Genomic DNA, 17725 nt, shown 5'->3' on the forward strand with positions numbered 1-17725 from the left:
CGACACGAAGGAGTGCCATGAAGATCAAGAAGGGATGGGCCGTCGTCGCCGCGGCTGCACTGTTCGCGCTAGGCGCCTGTTCCGGCGGCAGCTTCGGCAACAAGCCGGCCGAGGCCACCAACGACGGGATCATGACGATCGCGCTGAACACCAATCCCGGGGTCGGCGAGTCGAACCAGTTCGTCAAGAACTGGAACTTCTGGGCGGTCGGCGGCAAGGGCGTCGCGCCCGGCATGACGCTGCTGTACGAAACGCTGCTGGGACTCGACAAGGCCCAACCGGGCAAGCTGACCCCGGCCCTGGCGGAGTCGTACGAGATGAAGGACGGCGGCAAGCAACTCGTCTATCACCTGCGCAAGGGCGTGAAGTGGTCCGACGGTGTCGAGTTCACCTCCAAGGACGTGAAGTGGACCTATGACCGGGCAATCGGCGACGCCTGCACCGACCGGGAGAAGGGTGAGGACGGCGAGTGGGACTACAAGTGCTGGGTCGCCTCGAAGGTGCAAACCCCGGATCCGTACACGGCCGTGATCCAGTTCAACGAGCCTGATCGCCAGCAGGTGCTGAACTTCGCCGCCTGGTATCCGATCTTCCCCGAACACATCTGGTCGAAGAAGAACGTGGACAAGGACCAGAATCTCGAGCCGGTCGGCACCGGGCCGTTCCGGGTCAAGGACTTCAAGCCGGAGATCATCAAGTACGAGTTGCGCGACGACTACTGGGGCGGGCCGAGCCAGGGCGTCAAGGAGGTGCACATCATCCCCGGCGCCAGCGTCGGCGCCCGGCAGGCTCAACTGAGCCGGGGCGAGATCGACTGGACGGTCGGCTCGGCGGCCGGAGTCCTGACCGACTTCGTCCAGCCCGACCCGCAGAACAACCACTACCGCTTCTATCCCAACGGCGGCGGCTACGGCGTGATCTTCAACCACACCGTGGCTCCCTTCGACAATCTCGAAGTACGCAAGGCGATGCGGAGCGCCATCGACCCGACCAAGGCCCGGGACGCGGCCGCCGTCGGCTACACGATCCCGACTCCGGCGGGGCTCGACCCGACCATGTACGCGCCGATGCTGACCCCGGAGACGTCCCAGCCGCAGCAGCAGGATGTCGAGGCGGCGAAGGCGAGCCTGGCCGCCAGCGGCTTCACGGTGAACCCGGCCGGGAACCTGGAGAAGGACGGCAAGGAGTTCCCGATCACGCTCTACATCAACGTCTCGAATGATCAGGACATGCAGGCGGGGCCGATCTTCGTCTCCCAGTGGAAGGAGGTGCTCGGCCTGAGCGTGAAGATCCAGACGCCCGCCGAGACCGTCTTCAACAAGGCGGCCTCGAAGGGGGAGTATCCGCTGTTCTTCGGCACCGTGGCCGGCGGCACCTCGATGTACTTCGCCTACCAGGGCTACTCGGTGCAGAACACGGTCGCGATCGGTGCCGAGTCGCCGTCGGTGAACTACGGACGCTGGAAGAACGCCCAGGTCTCCGATGCCGCGTACGGGTTGCAGGACGTCGATCCGGGCGACTTCGAGGGCACCAAACCGCTCGCCGGAGTGATCGCCGAGCAGGCCCAGGCCGAGGCGCCGTTCATCGCCACCGAGGGCACCGGCTACCAGGTCATGTGGTCCAGCCGGAAGTGGGACGGGATGCCGGAGATCGGTCAGCCGTACGTTCCGTCGCTGGACAACTACCAGGATCCGATCCAGACCATCCTCGCCATGACCCCGTCGACCCCGAAGAACCCATGACGCGGCGGTTGATGGTCTACCACCAGTCGCACGGCACCGGGGCGGACTTCGTCGAACTGCAGCCGATGATCGCGTCCGGCCGGCTGACCCAGTTGATCATCGCCGCCGTCCACATCGCCGACGACGGCCGGATCGTGCTGAACGATCATGATCATGACGATCCGTACCATGATCGGCTCTGGGCGGAACTGTCGCGGGTGCGGGCGGCCGGTGTGCCGGTGCTGGCGATGGTGGGCGGCTGGGCGCCGGGCACGACCGACAAGCTCGACGGCACCGGGCTGGCCCGCTACTACCCGCCGCTGCGCGATTTCCTGATCCGGTACGAGTTCGACGGGATCGACATCGACGTGGAACAGGACATGTCGCTGGCCGGCGTGATCGCCCTGATCGACGCCCTGCGCGCCGACTTCGGCCCGGACTTCGCGATCATCCTGGCGCCGGTGGCCAGCGCGCTGGCCGGCGGCGCGAACCTGTCCGGCTTCGACTACGAGCAGCTCTACCGGGAGCGCGGCAACGAGATCGCCTGGGTGAACGCGCAGTTCTACAGCGGGTTCGGGTCAGCCGCCGATCCGGCCGACTACGGCAAGATCATCGAGCGGGGTGTCTATCCGCCGGACAAGGTCGTGCTGGGCATGATCGGGAACCCGGCGGACGGGCACGGCTACGTCGACGTGGAACGGGTGGCCGAGTCCGTGCGGGACCTGACGCAGCGCTATCCGGAGTTCGGCGGCGTGGACGTGTGGGAGTACTTCCGGGCGCTACCCGGCGGTCGCTCGGAGCCCTGGCGCTGGATCGACCTGATGGCCGACGCGATGACGCCCGGGCCCCGGGCGACGAGCGATCACCAGGCGTAGTCCTCCGGGGCCGTCTTGTGGCCCGGGAAGAGCTCGTCCAGGCGGTCCAGCGTCGCCTGGTCGAGCGTGATCTCCACGGCGCGCAGGGCGCCGTCGAGCTGCTCCTGGATCCGCGGGCCGATGATCGGCGCCGTCACGGCCGGCTGGTGCAGCAGCCAGGCCAGGGCAAGATCACCGGGCTCGTGGCCGAGCTCGGTGGCCAGGTCCTCGTACGCGGTGAGCTGTTCGCGCTTCTCCTCGACCGCCTGAGCGGACCGGCCCTCGAGCCGGCGGACACCCTCGTTGTGCTTCTTGATCACGCCGCCGAGCAGGCCGCCGTGCAGCGGGGACCACGGGATGATCCCGATGCCGTAGTGCTGCGCGGCCGGGATCACCTCGAGCTCGATGCTGCGCTGGACCAGGTTGTACAGCGACTGCTCACTGACCAGGCCGAGATAGCCGCGCCGGTTCGCGGCCTCCTGCGCCTGGGTGATGTGCCAGCCGGCGAAGTTGGAGCTGCCGCTGTAGAGCAGTTTGCCCTGCTGGACGGCGACCTCGACGGCCTGCCAGATCTCCTCCCACGGCGTGTTCCGGTCGATGTGGTGGAACTGGTAGAGGTCGACGTAGTCGGTCTGCAGCCGCCTCAGGCTGGCGTCCAGGGCGCGCCGGATGTTCAGCGCGGAGAGCTTGCCCTCGTTGGGCCAGGGACCCATGTCGCCGTACACCTTGGTGGCGAGCACGGTGCGCTCGCGGCGGCCGCCGCCGGTGGCGAACCAGCGGCCGATGATCTCCTCGGTCCGGCCGCGGTGATCGGGGCCGCCGTACCCGTTGGCGGTGTCGAAGAAGTTGATCTCGTTGTCGTGGGCCGAGTCCATGATCCGGTGTGCGTCCGGCTCCGGGGTCTGCGGGCCGAAGTTCATCGTGCCGAGGCACAGGCGGGACACCTTGAGGCCGGTTCGGCCGAGCTGTGTGAACTGCATGGCCACTGACAGTAGTCCGCCCGGACCGGCGCCGGCAGCGGGCGTCCCGGTCGCCGGGGAGGCGGCCGACCCGGTCGGATAGAATTCCGAAACCCGGCTCGCTTCCGTCGTGTGTTGTTCCTTGTCGCACGGGCGTTGCCGGTACCGTCCACCTAACGAAACCGTGACGACGAGAGGTCCGAGTGACGCTCCTCATCGCCGTGCACTTCGGCGTTGCCATGCTCGCGCCCCTGCTGGCCAGGTGGCTGCGCTGTCGCGCCTATTTCGTGCTCGCGCTGCCTCCGCTGGCGACGGCGATCTGGCTCGGCCTGCAGGGGCCCGCGGTGCTCGCCGGCGCGGCGCCGACCGAGTCGTTGCCGTGGATTCCGGCGCTCGGGATCGACCTCTCGTTCCGGCTCGGCATCCTGCAATGGGTGCTCGGACTGATCGTCTCCGCGGTCGGCGCCCTGGTCCTGTTCTACTGCCGCTGGTACTTCGCGGACGAGGATCCGGCACCCCGGACCAGTGCGGTGCTGACGGCGTTCGCCGGGGCGATGCTCGGGCTCGTCACGGCCGACGACCTGATCGTCCTGTACGTGTTCTGGGAGCTGACCACGGTCTTCTCCTACCTGCTGATCGGGCACAAGCCGACCCGCAGCGCCAACCGGCGGGCCGCCCTGAACGCCCTGATCGTGACCACGTTCGGCGGCCTGGCGATGCTGACCGGGATCATCATGCTGGCCGTCACGTCCGGTACGTTCTCGATCTCGGAGATCCTGTCCCGGGCGGACCTGCAGCTGGCCTCGCCGGTGATCGTCGCCGCCGTGATCCTGATCTTGGTCGGTGCGCTGTCGAAGTCCGCCCTGGTCCCGTTCCATTTCTGGCTGCCCGGCGCGATGGCGGCGCCAACCCCGATCAGTGCCTACCTGCATGCGGCGGCCATGGTGAAGGCCGGCGTCTATCTGGTCGCCCTGTTGGCGCCGACCTTCGCCGGCCAGCCGGGCTGGCGGCCGATCGTGCTCACCCTGGGTGCGGTGACCATGATCGTCGGCGCCTGGCGAGCCTTGCGGCAGTACGACATCAAGGTGCTACTGGCGTACGGAACCGTCAGCCAGCTGGGCTTCCTGGTCTTCATGTGCGGTCTCGGCACCCGGTCGGCCGAGCTGGCCGGCGTCGCCATGATCATCTCGCACGCCCTGTTCAAGGCCGCGCTGTTCCTGATCGTCGGGATCGTGGACCGCTCGGCCGGCAGCCGCGACATCCGCCGGCTGTCCGGGCTCGGCCGTTCGCTACCGGTGATCGCGGTCACCGCCGGGCTGGCCTCGGCGTCGATGGCCGCGGTGCCGCCCTTGATCGGCTTCGTCACCAAGGAGGCGGCGTTCGAGTCGCTGACGTACCTGGCGGACGGCGACGGCGTCGGCATCCCGAAGCTGCCCGCGCTGCTGCTGATCGCCGCGATCCTGGTCGGCTCGTCGCTGACCGTCGCCTATTCGCTGCGGTTCCTCTGGGGGACGTTCGCGACGAAGGCGCTGCCGGACGAGCCGGGCGATCCGGAGCCGACCCGCTGCCGCCGGATCCCGGCCGGGTTCGCCGCGGCACCGCTGATCCTGGCCGCCGCCTCACTGGTGGGCGGCTTCCTCGGCCCGCAGCTGACCGCCGTCCTCGAGCCGGTCGCGGCCACGGTGCCGACCGGCCACGAGAGCCACGGGATCGCGCTCTGGCACGGGTTCACGCCGCCGCTGCTGATGTCGGCGCTGGTCCTGCTGGTCGGCTTCCTGATGTTCCGGCATCGGGAGTGGATCGGCCGGATCCAGGCCACCTTGCCGCGGGTGCCGGACGCCCAGGAGACCTACCAGTGGCTGATGCGCGGCCTGGACCGGGTCGCCGTCGAGACGACGGCCGTGACCCAGCGGGGCTCGCTGCCGATCTATCTCGGCGCGATCATGCTGGTCCTGGTCTGCGCGCCGGGCGGCGTGTTGTTGATCATGACCGACTTCCCGTCCGGGTTCCGGATCGCCGACTCGCCGGGCCAGGTGCTGGTCGCCGCCGTGATGATCATCGCGGCGTTCGGCGCGGCCACCGCGCGCGGCCGGATGAAGGCGGTGATCCTGGTCGGTGTCACCGGTTACGGCGTCGCGCTGCTCTTCCTGCTGCACGGTGCGCCGGATCTGGCCCTGACCCAGATCCTGATCGAGACCGTGATCCTGGTCGTCTTCGTGCTGGTGCTGCGCAAGTTGCCGAAGTACTTCACCAACCGGCCGCTGCATTCCAGTCGCTGGTGGCGGCTCGCGATCGCCGCCGCGGTCGGCTTCGTGATCGCCGCGATCGCCTTCGTGGCCAGCGGCTCCCGGATCGCGATCCCGGTGTCGACGGCGTTCCCGGAGGCCGCCAAGGATTTCGGGTACGGGCTCAACATCGTCAACGTCACCCTGGTCGACATCCGGGCCTGGGACACGATGGGCGAGATCTCGGTGCTCGTGGTGGCCGCGACCGGGGTGGCCAGCCTGATCTTCATCCGGACCAGGAACATCGACCTGACCCGCCTGGCCGGTCCGCGCGGCGGGCGCCGCAACCGGCTGAACGGCAACGGGCGCAGCATGGTCTGGCTGCGCGGCGGGGTCACGCTGTCCCCCCTGAAGCGGTCGTTGATCTTCGAGGTGGTCACCCGGCTGCTGTTCGGCACCATGATGGTCACCTCGGTGTACCTGCTGCTGGTCGGGCACAATGCGCCCGGCGGCGGGTTCGCCGGCGGCATGGTGGCCGGGATGGCCCTGGTGATCCGTTACCTGGTCGGCGGCCGGCACGAGCTGGACGAGGCCGCACCGGTCGACGCCGGGCGGCTGCTGGGCATCGGCCTGATCATCGCCGGGCTGAGCACCGTTGCTCCGATCGCCGTCGGCGGCCGGATCGGGCAGAGCTACGACATCTCGATCGCCGTGCCATGGTTGGGAAATCCGCACCTGGTCACCTCGGTGTTCTTCGACGTCGGGGTCTATCTGGTGGTGATCGGCATGATGTTGGACCTGGCCCGCAGCCTCGGCTCCGGGATCGATCAGCACGAGGAACAGGACCGCACGCCGGCACCGCTCGGCGCGACCACCGCGGCCGGATCGAGTGCGGCGCGATGAACCCGATCATGGAACCGAACCTGGCGTTGATCATCGTCGGCGGCGTGTTGATCACGGCCGGGGTCTACCTGCTGCTGGAGCGGTCGCTGACCCGGATCCTGGTCGGGCTGCTGCTCGCCGGCAACGGGGTGAACGTGCTGTTCCTGGTCGCCTCGGGCGCGGCCGGGGGAGCGCCGATCATCGGGCTGACGGCGCCGGAGCGGATGAGCGACCCGTTGCCGCAGGCCATGGTGCTGACGGCGATCGTGATCACGCTCGCGATGGCGGCCTTCCTGCTCACGCTCGCCTATCGGAGCTTCCAGCTGAACGGCAACGACGAGGTCGCCGACGACGTGGAGGACCGCAGGATCCGCCAGCTGGCCGAGGCGGACCTCGCCTCGGCTTCGTACGACGAGGCCGACGCGTCCGTACCGTCGGAGGACGAGCGGGTGATCATCTCCGAGGACGTGCGCCCCGAGGAGCCGGTGGATCCGGCCGACCTGCCGGAGCCGGACGAGACGGAAGCCGACACCGCCGGGACCGGAGGTGCGCGGCCGTGAACAACCTGTTGCCCTTGCCGGTGCTGCTGCCGCTGGTCGGCGCCGGGGTCACCCTGGCGCTGAGCCGGCACCCGCGGATCCAGCGGGTCGTCTCGACCGCCGTCCTGCTGCTGGTGCTCGCGGTCGAGGGCTTCCTGGTCTACCTGACCGACGCCTTCGGGCCGATCGTGCTGTGGGTCGGAGCCTGGCCGCCGCCGCTCGGGATCGCGCTCGTCGTGGACCGGATGTCGGCGCTGATGCTGGTCGTCTCGTCGCTGGTCACCCTGACCGTGTTGATCTTCGCGATGGGTTCCGATCTCGAGGAACGACAACGGGAGACACCGGTCTCGATCTTCCACCCGACGTTCCTGGTGCTGGCCGCCGGCGTCTCGAATGCCTTCCTGGCCGGGGATCTGTTCAATCTGTTCGTCGGGTTCGAGATCCTGCTGTTCGCCTCCTACGTGCTGCTCACCCTGGGCGGCACCGGGGAACGGATCCGGGCCGGCACCACCTATGTCGTGGTCAACCTGCTGTCCTCGTTGCTGTTCCTGGTCACGATCGCGGTGATCTATGCGGCCACCGGGTCGGTCAACCTGGCCCAGCTGGCCGGCCGGCTCGCCGAACTGCCGGACCAGTTGCAGTTGATCCTGCAGTTGCTGCTGCTGACGGTGTTCGCGATCAAGGCGGCCGTGTTCCCGCTGTCGGCCTGGCTGCCGGACTCGTACCCGACGGCGCCGGCGCCGGTCACCGCCGTGTTCGCGGGCTTGCTGACCAAGGTCGGCGTGTACGCGATCATCCGCACCCAGACCGTGCTGTTCCCGGACAGCCCGCTGACCGGGCTGCTGCTGTGGGCGGCGTTGCTGACCATGATCATCGGCATCCTCGGCGCGGTGGCGCAGTCCGAGATCAAACGGATGCTCTCCTTCACCCTGGTCAGCCACATCGGCTACATGATCTTCGGCGTCGCCCTGGCCAGCACCGGCGGCTACGCCGGCGCGATCTTCTACACCGCGCACCACATCACGATCCAGACGACGCTGTTCCTGGTCACCGGGTTGATCGAGCGGCGCGGCGGCACCACCTCGCTGAGCGACCTCGGCGGCCTGGCCGCCCTGTCGCCGCTGCTCGGTGTGCTGTTCTTCGTGCCGGCGATGAACCTGGCCGGGATCCCGCCGCTGTCCGGGTTCGTCGGCAAGCTCGGCCTGCTCGGCGCGGGTGTCGCCGCCGGCACTCCGCTCGCGTACGTCCTCGTCGCCGGCGGTGTGCTGACCAGCCTGCTCACCCTGTATGCGATGGCGAAGGTGTGGAACCGGGCGTTCTGGCGTTCCGCGCCGGACGGTGTGCCGGACCGGGAGGGCACGCTGACCGTGCGGCGCGGCAAGATCGAACTGCCGCGCGGGATGGTGATCACCGCCGCGTTCCTGGTCCTGATCGGGTTCGCGATCACGTTCATCGCCGGACCGCTCTACTCCTACGCCGAGCGGGCCGCCGGCGACATGCTGCTCCGAGCCCCGTACCTGCAGGCCGTGCTGCCGGAGGGAGTCCGATGAACACCCCGCCATCAGACGGAGGCGCCGACCCTGGTATCCCGCCGCGCCGGAACGGACTCCAGCCGGCGACGATCATCGTGCTGGCCGTGGTCTGGATCGTGCTCTGGGGCGAGGTGTCGCTGTTGATCGTGATCAGCGGACTTGTCGTCGGCCTGGTGATCACCGTGCTGTTCCCGCTGCCGCCGGTGCCGTTCGAGGGCCGGCTCCGGCCGCTGCACCTGATCTGGACCGTGCTGCGGCTGATCGGTGATCTTGCGCTGGCCAGCGTCGACGTGGTCCGGACGATCCTGCGGCCGACACCGCCGCGTGGTGCCGTCGTCCGGGTCCAGTTGCGGTCCGAGTCCGACCTCTACCAGACACTCACCGCGGAAATGGTGTCGCTGGTGCCGGGCAGCATCGTGATCGAGGCCCGGCGATCCAGCCGCACCCTCTATCTGCACGTGCTCGATGCGACCGGGCCGGGCGAGCTGGACCGGGTGCGGCGCGAGGTCCGTACCGCGGAACAACGAGTGCTCGCCTCGCTCGGCAGCAAGGCGGAACGGGCCCGGCTGACCGAGGGGGAGGCCTCATGATCGTCACCGTGATCCTCGGCATCGGCGTCGTGCTGCTCGGCGTCGCCGCGGTGCTGACCTTGATCAGGATGTCGAAGGGCCCGAGCACGCTGGACCGGGTGGTGGCCACCGACGTGATGATCGCGATCGTGATCGCCGCGCTCGCCACCGAGGCCGTGATGCACAAGCACGCGACCACGCTGCCGGTGATCCTGGTGCTGGCGCTGCTCGGGTTCGCCGGGTCGCTCAGCATCGCGCGGTTCGTCTCCGACCGGGACAAGGCCGTGAAGTGGAACGTACCGCCCGACTTCGACCCGAAGCGGGGTGAGCGGCCATGACCGGCGGGGTCGACGGCGTGCTGGACGTGATCGGCGCGGTGCTGGTGCTGCTCGGCGCGGTGCTCTGCCTGACGGCGGCGATCGGGCTGCTCCGGCTGCCGGACGTGCTGAGCCGGATGCACGCGGCGACCAAGCCGCAGACGCTCGGCCTGCTGTTCGTGCTGACCGGGATCGGGTTCACGCTGCGCCAGCCGGCGGTGATCGCCCTGTTGGTCCTGGTCGGGTTGCTGCAGCTGTTCACCGCCCCGGTCGCGGCGCACATGGTGGCCCGGACCGCGTACCGGACCCATCAGCTGGACGACGACCTGCTGGTCACCGACGAACTCTCTGACGACCTGTCCGACGCCGGGTTCGAGCTGGTCACCCCGGACGACGAGGACACTGCTGACAACGGTGGGCGGGCGGCCACGTAGGTTAGGCGCATGGGGTGGACCGAGATCACCGACGTGGCTCAGCTCGAAGAACTGATCGGTACGCCGCTGCCGCGGGTCCGGGACAAGGTGCGGCCCGCCCTGCACGACGTCGACCGAGCCTGGCTGGCCGCGGCGCCGTTCTGCCTGGTCGCGACGTCGGCCGTCGACGGCAGCTGCGACGTCTCGCCGAAGGGCGATCCCGCCGGGCAGCTCGCGTACGTCATCGACGACAGGACCATCGCCGTCGCGGAACGCCCGGGCAACCGGCGCGCCGACGGCTACCGCAACATCCTGACCAACCCGCACGTCGGCCTGATCTTCGTGCTGCCCGGCCGCACCGACACGCTGCGGGTCAACGGCCGGGCCCGGCTCGTCTCGGACGCCGACTTCTTCGACCGGATGGTGGTCAAGGGACACCGCCCGGTGCTGGCGCTGGTGGTCGAGATCGACGAGATCTTCCACCACTGCAGCAAGGCCTTCCTGCGCTCGCGGCTCTGGGACGCCGAGACCTGGAACCATGACGGCGTGCCGTCGCGGCCGGAGATCGCGAAGCTGCTGGAACGGCCCGAAGCCTCCCTCGAGGAACTGCGCAGTTACTATGGCGAGCGGTACGCCGACAAGCTGTACTCGTCCTGACCGGATGCCGTGTCGCGTACGCCGGAAATCGGGAATCCGGTTGACTTGTGGAATACTGGGTGGTGTCCAGGGCGCTCCAAGCGCCAGGACTCGACCGCCCGGTGCATCGAGGTGACAGCTCGAAACACCTGGTATGGGCACCTTCACCGCGACGCACGGCCCGGCTGTGGACCTGGCCTGCGACCGCGGGAGGCACCCGGAGTCGACCACTGCAAGCTTTCGCAGCCCGGCCTCGGCCGGAGCAGCTGACGAGGTGGCACGTTCAAGGCGTGCCCTGAAGGAGTCTGGATGCTCGAACATGAGCCCGACACGCATACCCCCGATGAGACCCTGTTCGGCGATTCGACGCCGGAGCAGGTGACCAAGCCGCCGACCCGCCGCCGGCGGGCCGCGACCCGGCCGGCCGGCCCACCGACCCCGGCGCCGACGCTCGACCTGCCCACCGAGGCACCTGCCGCCGACACTCCGGCGACGGAGCCCGAGGTTGAGGCGAAGCCCGCACCGGCGAAGCGGGCGGCCAAGAAGACGACCTCCCGCCGGACCACCAAGAAGGCCGCCGCGGCCCCTGAGCCCGCCGAGCCGGCCGCTGCCGAGACCGCTCCGGCCGAAGCCGCCGTCGAAGCCCCTGCCGAGGCCCCTGCCGTCGAGGCACCGGTCGAGCAGGCCCCCGCAGCCGAGGCCGACGCGCCGAAGACAACCCGCCGCCGGACCAAGAAGGCCGCGGCCGAACCGGCCGAGAAGAAGCCCGCCCGGAAGCGGGCCAGCAAGAAGACCGCGGCCGCCGCCCCGGCTGCCGAGGAGCCCGCCGTGGCGCCGGAACCGGCCGCTGACGCGGCCGAGCCCGAGCAGTCGGTTGCGGCCGAGCCCGAGCAGCCGGTCATGGCGGCCGAGTCGCCCGCGGTCGAGCCGGTCGAGGAGGAGGCTCCGGTCGAGGAGCCGGCCGCCGAGGACGTACCGGCTGAGGCCGAGGCCGAGGCCGAGGCGTCCGCAGCCGAGGACGAGGCCGCCGAGGCTTCCACGGAGGCTCCGGCAACGGAGACCGCCGACCCGATCGCCGAGGCGGTCGCCGCGCTGCTCGGTCAGTCCGAGACGGCGCAGGAGGACGCGTCCGACGACGAGTCGGTCGACGACTCCGCGATGGACGATGATGACGTACCCGATGGTCATCGGCGCCGCCGGCGCCGCCGGGGCGGTCGCCGCCGCCGTCGCGGTGCCAGCGGTGACGGTGACGGTGACGACGAGGAGGTCACCGCGGAGGCCGACCCGTCGAAGGAGACCGCCGTGGAGCCGGCCGAGTCCGGCGACGCCGAGGCGGAGTCCGGTGACACCGAAGCCGAGGGCGACGGCAGCCGCCGCCGTCGGCGCCGCCGGCGCCGTCGCGGCGAGGACGGCGACGAGGGTTCGAGCTCCGGCTCGAGCGCCCGCAGCCGCCGCGACACCAAGTCCGAGGTGACCGGGATCGACGGCTCGACCCGGATGGAGGCGAAGCGGCAGCGCCGCCGGGAGGGCCGCGAGGCCGGCCGGCGCCGCGCCCCGATCCTCTCCGAGGCCGAGTTCCTGTCCCGCCGCGAGTCGGTCACCCGCATGATGGTGATCCGGCAGCGCGAGGACCTCACCCAGATCGCCGTCCTGGAGGACGACGTCCTGGTCGAGCACTACGTCGACCGCGAATCGGCGGCGTCGCTGATCGGCAACGTCTACCTCGGCCGGGTCCAGAACGTGCTGCCCTCGATGGAGGCCGCGTTCATCGACATCGGCCGCGGCCGCAACGCGGTGCTCTACGCGGGCGAGCTCGACTGGGACTCGTTCGGCGTGAGCGGCGACGACCGCAAGGTCGAGCGGGTGCTCAAGTCCGGCCAGACCGTGCTGGTCCAGGTCTCCAAGGACCCGGTCGGCGCCAAGGGCGCCCGGCTGACCAACCACGTGACGATCCCGGGCCGCTACATCGTGTACGCGCCCGGCGGTCACCTGTCCGGCATCTCCCGCAAGCTGCCCGACACCGAGCGGAAGCGGCTGAAGGACATCCTGGCCGACCTGGTGCCTGACGATGCCAGCGTCGTGGTCCGTACCGCCGCCGAGGGGGCCAGCGAGGACGAACTCGTCCGCGACGTCAACCGCCTCCGCGCGCAGTGGGAGGACATCGAGAAGAAGGTCAAGTCCGGCAGCGCGCCGCAGTTGCTGTACGGCGAGCCCGACCTGACCGTACGGATCGTCCGCGACCTCTTCACCGAGGACTTCGCCGAGCTGATCGTGCAGGGCAACGGCGGCACGACCGACGCGTACGACGTGATCCAGGCCTACGTCGGCCACGTCGCGCCGCACCTGGCCGACCGGATGAAGCGCTGGGAGGGCGACGAGAACAGCGACCTGTTCGCCGAGTTCCGGCTGGACGAGCAGATCGCGAAAGCCCTGGAGCGCAAGGTGTTCCTGCCGTCCGGCGGCTCGCTGATCATCGACCGTACCGAGGCGATGACGGTGATCGACGTCAACACCGGCAAGTTCACCGGCAGCGGCGGCAACCTCGAGGCGACCGTCACCAGCAACAACCTGGAGGCGGCCGAGGAGATCGTCCGCCAGCTCCGGCTGCGCGACATCGGTGGCATCATCGTGATCGACTTCATCGACATGGTGCTGCCGAGCAACCGCGAACTGCTGTTGCGTCGGCTGGTCGAGTGCCTCGGCCGCGACCGGACCCGGCACCAGGTCGCCGAGGTGACCAGCCTCGGCCTGGTCCAGATGACCCGGAAGCGGATCGGCACCGGCCTGCTGGAGGCGTTCAGCACGCCCTGCCCACACTGCAGCGGCCGCGGGCTCGAGCTGCACGACGTGCCGGTCGAGTCCCAGGCGCAGCCCGACGGCGGCGCGCGCGAGCAGCACCGCGGCGGGGGTGGCAGCGGCGGCGGTGGCGGTCGCGGCCGTGGCGGCCGGTCCCGTTCCCGGGGCGGCAGCGGCGGCGGTGGCAACGGCAACCAGAACGGCGCCGGCCACTCCGAGGGCGAGCAGAAGAGTGAGTCGAAGGCGGAGCAGCCCGCCTGATCAACCCCCGGATCGGGGAACGCCGGCCGTTCGGGTCGAACAGCGTTCCCCGATCATGGCGGTTGCCGAAGTTGCGCAAGGCATGATCACGAAGGTCGGTCGAACCGCCCAGCTGGGCCGCGGCGGCGACCTGCAGCGACAGCGTCGCGCGGTGCACCATCGCTCGCCGGAGCACCTCGGCCGAGCAGAGCGGAGCGATCGCGTCGGCGCCGTGAAACCCGATCAGCGGTGCGACATCGATCGCCGGATCACCGACGCAGGCATGATCAAGATCGAACGCTCCGGCGACCCGTCCGCCGTCGGCCCAGAGCAGGTTGTGCGGCCCGAAGTCGCCATGGCACACGGCCGGGCCGGCGTCCTGCTCGATGATCAGCACGGCGAACCCGTCGAGCACCGCGCGGTAGGCCGCTCCCCGTACCTCATCGAGGGCTGATGGATCCGCCCGTCCCGGGACTCTGGTGATCAGCACCGCCGACCAGCGATCCCGGTGCAGCGGGCCGTCCAGCAGGCGGGGGAGTGGGACCGGGAGCCCGTGCTCGTCGAGCGTCCGCAGGATCCCCGCCTCGCGTTCCGTACGCTCCGCGAACCCGGCGCCCGTCGTGATCCTGGCGATCGGCCCGTCGTTCGGCGTGATCACCGTGTGGAACGCCCCCGACGTGATCAAGGCCCCGGTCCAGTCGATGTCCGGCCAGCGCTCCGACGCGAACGTACGGAGTTCGGGCGCCGACTCGTCCATCCGTGCATCCTCCCATCGCCAGTCCGGCGGCGGCCAGGCATCGGTCCGCTGCAGTCGGTCAGGTGTTCGGCGTCGCAGCGGTCCACACAGCGTGGGCGAACGAGCCGCGACCAAGATCGAAAGTGCCGGAGTAGTTGGTGACCTGGACATCGCCGTGGGGTGATTTGAAGATCATCGTGTCCGGCTCGGGTTGTCGTCGCTGCCAACCCCCGAACGTGACCGCGCGGTGCTCCCGTTTTGCCAGTGGGGTCAGCTTGGCGACATCGGTCTGACCCGGCGGACCGTCCGATCGGTAGGTCTGGGTGTGATCGAATTCGAGTCGTCCGGTTGCGGTCGACCAGGGAAATCTGGAGCCGGGCCGGGCGAACCGTAGATACCGTTTGTGTCGGTCCGGGATTTCGTACGCGTCGACCGGGGCCGGGGTGTCGTTGAGGTCGATCACCGGCACGACCTTGATCCGGTCGTGGCCGAGCCAGTCCTTGACGACACCTTTCAACGCGGGTCCGATGCCGGGCACCCGGCAGATCCCGTGCTCGTTCTCGAGGGTTTCGGCGGCGATGTGCACGACCAGCGTCGAGGTCGGCACCAGCAGGGCAGGGTCCAGCTTCGCCACGACCTGTTCGACGGCGGCCTTGAACACGGCTGCTTCGAAGTCGACGACCGGCTTCGGCTTATCCCGCAGGGACGGATGAACCTCGGACTCCTCCAGCGGCTCATCGTGGTCGCCGTCGATCGGCTGGACGGCTTCGGCGAACTCGGAGTCGAACAGGTCCGGCTGGCGAGCCTCGGCCAGCACCCGGGTCGCCTCCAACTCGTTGGCCAGCAGTGCCAGTCCGGCGGCACGCCGTTCGTCCGGGGTCCGATCATCGGGCGGTAGTGCGTCGGCGAGTTCCTGGATCCGGCCGAACAGCCGGATCGCGTCCGGCGGCTCCAACCGGGCGAAGATCGACTTCAAGCCTTCGTCGTTGGTCTGGGACAGCCACACCCCGAGCTGCTTCTTCCGTTCCGCAGCCTCCCGCTCCATTCGGTCCCCGTCGACCCGGGCAATCGCGGCTTCGGCGTAGTTCTGCAACTTCTGGTAGCCGACGCTTCCAGCGATTCCGGCGATCTCTTCGTCGATCTGTCGGGCCAGTTCCAGGGGAAGGTGGTGGGTCTTCCGGGCGAGGCTGCGGGCCTGCCAGCCCTCCACCTCGCACCGCATCGTCTTCTCCCAAACCAAGGGCATCCGGTGACGTAGGTCGAGCACCTCGCCGACCAAGCTGGTGCAGGCATGATCACTCTTCTTGATCTTGACCGCCAACTCCTCAAGGGCGAGGTCGTTCACCTCGGGCGTCCCCTCGCCACCGAGCCGCACCCCGCGTGGACCGCCGAGCAGTTTCAGTTCGTCGGGATGGATCGAGTCCGCCGAGTTCGCATCCGCCCACGCCGCGATCCAGGCCAACAGCAGATTCTCCGCCTCCACCTTGGCCCGCAGCGCATCTTCGGCGCCTTTGAGGATGTCGTCGGTCCCGTAACCGACGACCCGCTCCTCCAGCGCCTCGAACATGTGACGATTCTACCGCATTAATTCCCCAGGCACCAATAAAACAAGGGAATTCGAGGACTAATCTGTTGGGTGCGCTGACCCTCGATGATCTTGATCCATTCCATCGATCCAGAGGATGATCATGCCCATATTCAGGGTTCGCGACTATGCTTCGTCCGATCGGGATTCCTGGCTTCGCTGCCGCCTGCTCGGATTCTTCGAAACCGACTACTACGACGACGTCTGGACCGAACGACCCGACTACGAGCGGCCGGCAATCCGGCTGGTCGCGGTCGACGGCGCAACGGTGATCGGAATTCTTGATCTTGTGGTCGACGGTGAGCTGGCCACGATCGAGACGGTCGTCGTCCATCCTGATGCCCGGGGTCAGGGCATCGCTTCCGCCTTGCTGGGACAGGCGCTTCAACGGTTGCCGATCCAGGCCGGCAGGGTGGATGCCTGGACCCGGGAGGACCGCGCCGCCAACGCCTGGTATCGCCGGGCCGGCTTCCGCGAGGACCATCGCTACCTGCACGTCTATCTCGGACCGGGCGAGTCGCGAGCCGGCTTCTCGACTCCGGATGAACTGGATGGACCGATGCACGCGTTCCTGCACGCCCGAATCGAGGACGAGGATCGGCTCCGAGCCCGGTTCCGGCGCGTGTACGTGTGCCGCCGGTACGTCCTGGACACAGATCAGGGGCGGACCAGGACTCGGGGGTAGGTGCCGGACTGCATCAGGGTGAAGGCTTCGGTGATCTTGGTCAGGGGTTGCGGTGGCGAGACGAGGCGACCAAGATCAAGACGGTCTCCGTGCTCGGCCAGCCAGTCGACCGCCAGGCAGAACTCGTCCGGGGTGTAGTTGTGGACGCCGGTGAACCGGATCCGGCGGGTGACCAGGAGGGCGGGGTCGACGGTGACGGTTCCGGCGTCGAGGCTCACCGAACCGGCGCCGATCACCCGGCCGCCGAGATCGACCGCCGTGAGGGCGTCGGCGAAGGCGGCCGGGCTGCCGGAGGCCTCCACCACGATCGGGTACGGACGCTCGGCACCGTCGTCCGGCACCGCGCCGGTCCCGGACAGCATCGCCAATCGCTGCTCCGACGGGTCCCGGACGACGACGGCGCAGCCGAGACCGGCCAGCATGGCGGCGCAATAGAGGCCGACCGCGCCGGCGCCGAAGATCAACACCGGCTCGTCGCCGGTCGGCGCGGCGGCCGTCACCACGGCCGCCGCGGTCGCCGTGGCGCAGCCGGCCGGGACCATGATCGAATCGTCGACCCGGTCGGGGATCCGGAGCACCGGGACACCGGGACTGATCCGGATCCGGGTGGCCAGGGTGCCGCTCGCGTACGGCGGCTCGGTGACCGAGGCGTGACCGTACTTGAACAGGAATCGGCATTTCATGGTCAGCCCGGCTCGGCAGCGATCGCACCGGCCGCAGGATCTGATCATGGAGAGGACGACCCGGTCGCCGGCCCGGAGCGGATCACCGCGCAGGTCGGTCGCGCCGGGGTCCACCGCACTCACCCGGCCGACGCCCTCGTGTCCCAGCGCCGTCGCGGGCGGCGCCGACCGATGCCCGAGAACGGTGTGCAGATCCGATCCGCAGATCGCCGCCGCGGTCACGTCGACGTCGATCTCGCCAGCCGCCCGCGCGGGCAGCTCGATCCGACGCAGCTCGACCTTTCCCTGATCGAAGACGGCGACCTGGACGGATCCCGGCGCAGCGGCGTGCGTCATCGGTGGTCCCCTCGTTC

At 69.3% G+C, this 17725-nt stretch carries 14 protein-coding genes and 1 pseudogene; 11 read left to right on the plus strand and 4 right to left on the minus strand.

What is annotated here, in order from left to right:
- Positions 1-17: 17 nt before the first annotated feature.
- Together BKA15_RS29805 and BKA15_RS29810 are read left to right on the plus strand one after the other, a co-directional pair.
- Positions 18-1742: an ABC transporter substrate-binding protein gene (locus BKA15_RS29805; RefSeq protein WP_179757193.1), complete on the plus strand. Its 1725-nt coding sequence runs from the start codon at positions 18-20 to the stop codon at positions 1740-1742.
- The gene (locus BKA15_RS29810; protein WP_179757195.1) at positions 1739-2596 is read left to right on the plus strand and encodes a glycosyl hydrolase family 18 protein; all 858 of its coding nucleotides are present in this window, start codon (positions 1739-1741) and stop codon (positions 2594-2596) included. The genes BKA15_RS29805 and BKA15_RS29810 overlap by 4 nt, the downstream gene beginning before the upstream one ends.
- On the opposite strand, the gene BKA15_RS29815 is transcribed toward BKA15_RS29810, so the two are convergent.
- Positions 2584-3555 carry an aldo/keto reductase gene (locus tag BKA15_RS29815; RefSeq protein WP_179757197.1) on the minus strand — a complete coding sequence of 324 codons (972 nt, stop codon included), beginning with the start codon at positions 3553-3555 and terminating at the stop codon, positions 2584-2586. The genes BKA15_RS29810 and BKA15_RS29815 overlap by 13 nt on opposite strands.
- Positions 3556-3737: 182 nt before the next feature.
- On the opposite strand from BKA15_RS29815, the gene BKA15_RS29820 reads away from it, so the two are divergent.
- From BKA15_RS29820 to BKA15_RS29855, 8 genes are all read left to right on the plus strand, one after another.
- Complete coding sequence (locus BKA15_RS29820) at positions 3738-6662, plus strand: Na+/H+ antiporter subunit A (protein ID WP_179757199.1); 2925 nt, start codon at positions 3738-3740, stop codon at positions 6660-6662.
- A gap of 8 nt (positions 6663-6670) precedes the next feature.
- The gene (locus BKA15_RS29825; RefSeq protein WP_179757201.1) at positions 6671-7201 is read left to right on the plus strand and encodes a Na(+)/H(+) antiporter subunit C; all 531 of its coding nucleotides are present in this window, start codon (positions 6671-6673) and stop codon (positions 7199-7201) included.
- Complete coding sequence (locus BKA15_RS29830; RefSeq protein ID WP_179757203.1) at positions 7198-8730, plus strand: Na+/H+ antiporter subunit D; 1533 nt, start codon at positions 7198-7200, stop codon at positions 8728-8730. Before BKA15_RS29825 ends, BKA15_RS29830 begins: the two co-directional genes overlap by 4 nt.
- Positions 8727-9302, plus strand: coding sequence for a Na+/H+ antiporter subunit E (locus BKA15_RS29835; protein ID WP_179757205.1), 576 nt, complete (start codon positions 8727-8729; stop codon positions 9300-9302). Before BKA15_RS29830 ends, BKA15_RS29835 begins: the two co-directional genes overlap by 4 nt.
- Complete coding sequence (locus tag BKA15_RS29840; RefSeq protein WP_179757207.1) at positions 9299-9619, plus strand: MrpF/PhaF family protein; 321 nt, start codon at positions 9299-9301, stop codon at positions 9617-9619. The genes BKA15_RS29835 and BKA15_RS29840 overlap by 4 nt, the downstream gene beginning before the upstream one ends.
- The gene (gene mnhG, locus BKA15_RS29845; RefSeq protein WP_179757209.1) at positions 9616-10032 is read left to right on the plus strand and encodes a monovalent cation/H(+) antiporter subunit G; all 417 of its coding nucleotides are present in this window, start codon (positions 9616-9618) and stop codon (positions 10030-10032) included. Before BKA15_RS29840 ends, mnhG begins: the two co-directional genes overlap by 4 nt.
- A gap of 9 nt (positions 10033-10041) precedes the next feature.
- A complete protein-coding gene (locus BKA15_RS29850; RefSeq protein ID WP_179757211.1) occupies positions 10042-10668 on the plus strand; it encodes a pyridoxamine 5'-phosphate oxidase family protein in 627 nt (208 codons plus the stop codon).
- A 288-nt stretch (positions 10669-10956) separates the two neighbouring features.
- Entirely contained in the window at positions 10957-13704 is a 2748-nt protein-coding gene (locus tag BKA15_RS29855) for an Rne/Rng family ribonuclease (RefSeq protein WP_179757213.1), read from the plus strand.
- 277 nt (positions 13705-13981) lie between these two features.
- On the opposite strand, the pseudogene BKA15_RS37420 reads toward BKA15_RS29855, so the two are convergent.
- A pseudogene (locus tag BKA15_RS37420) lies at positions 13982-14590 on the minus strand (phosphotransferase); the annotation flags it as partial.
- Entirely contained in the window at positions 14499-15986 is a 1488-nt protein-coding gene (locus BKA15_RS29865) for a DUF222 domain-containing protein (protein WP_179757215.1), read from the minus strand. The pseudogene BKA15_RS37420 and the gene BKA15_RS29865, both read right to left, overlap by 92 nt.
- A 115-nt stretch (positions 15987-16101) precedes the next feature.
- Here BKA15_RS29865 and BKA15_RS29870 point away from each other — a divergent pair, with 115 nt between their 5' ends.
- Positions 16102-16689 (plus strand): GNAT family N-acetyltransferase, encoded by a 588-nt coding sequence (locus tag BKA15_RS29870; protein ID WP_218871635.1) that lies wholly within the window; start codon positions 16102-16104, stop codon positions 16687-16689.
- Here the strand turns inward: BKA15_RS29870 and BKA15_RS29875 are convergent.
- The gene (locus BKA15_RS29875; RefSeq protein ID WP_179757217.1) at positions 16662-17708 is read right to left on the minus strand and encodes an alcohol dehydrogenase catalytic domain-containing protein; all 1047 of its coding nucleotides are present in this window, start codon (positions 17706-17708) and stop codon (positions 16662-16664) included. The two genes, BKA15_RS29870 and BKA15_RS29875, sit on opposite strands and share 28 nt — an antisense overlap.
- Positions 17709-17725: the final 17 nt, after the last annotated feature.

It is taken from the genome of Microlunatus parietis, from assembly GCF_013407955.1.
GTDB classification, from domain to species: domain Bacteria; phylum Actinomycetota; class Actinomycetes; order Propionibacteriales; family Propionibacteriaceae; genus Microlunatus; species Microlunatus parietis.

Excerpts from the sequence above, each read along its gene's own strand:
- BKA15_RS29810 (WP_179757195.1), top strand. The coding sequence starts at position 1,739 with ATGACGCGGCGGTTGATGGTCTACCACCAGTCGCACGGCACCGGGGCG.
- BKA15_RS29875 (WP_179757217.1), bottom strand. The coding sequence starts at position 17,708 with ATGACGCACGCCGCTGCGCCGGGATCCGTCCAGGTCGCCGTCTTCGAT.
- BKA15_RS29835 (WP_179757205.1), top strand. The coding sequence starts at position 8,727 with ATGAACACCCCGCCATCAGACGGAGGCGCCGACCCTGGTATCCCGCCG.
- mnhG (WP_179757209.1), top strand. The coding sequence starts at position 9,616 with ATGACCGGCGGGGTCGACGGCGTGCTGGACGTGATCGGCGCGGTGCTG.
- BKA15_RS29825 (WP_179757201.1), top strand. The coding sequence starts at position 6,671 with ATGGAACCGAACCTGGCGTTGATCATCGTCGGCGGCGTGTTGATCACG.
- BKA15_RS29850 (WP_179757211.1), top strand. The coding sequence starts at position 10,042 with ATGGGGTGGACCGAGATCACCGACGTGGCTCAGCTCGAAGAACTGATC.
- BKA15_RS29805 (WP_179757193.1), top strand. The coding sequence starts at position 18 with ATGAAGATCAAGAAGGGATGGGCCGTCGTCGCCGCGGCTGCACTGTTC.
- BKA15_RS29865 (WP_179757215.1), bottom strand. The coding sequence starts at position 15,986 with ATGTTCGAGGCGCTGGAGGAGCGGGTCGTCGGTTACGGGACCGACGAC.
- BKA15_RS29855 (WP_179757213.1), top strand. The coding sequence starts at position 10,957 with ATGCTCGAACATGAGCCCGACACGCATACCCCCGATGAGACCCTGTTC.
- BKA15_RS29870 (WP_218871635.1), top strand. The coding sequence starts at position 16,102 with ATGATCATGCCCATATTCAGGGTTCGCGACTATGCTTCGTCCGATCGG.
- BKA15_RS29815 (WP_179757197.1), bottom strand. The coding sequence starts at position 3,555 with ATGCAGTTCACACAGCTCGGCCGAACCGGCCTCAAGGTGTCCCGCCTG.
- BKA15_RS29840 (WP_179757207.1), top strand. The coding sequence starts at position 9,299 with ATGATCGTCACCGTGATCCTCGGCATCGGCGTCGTGCTGCTCGGCGTC.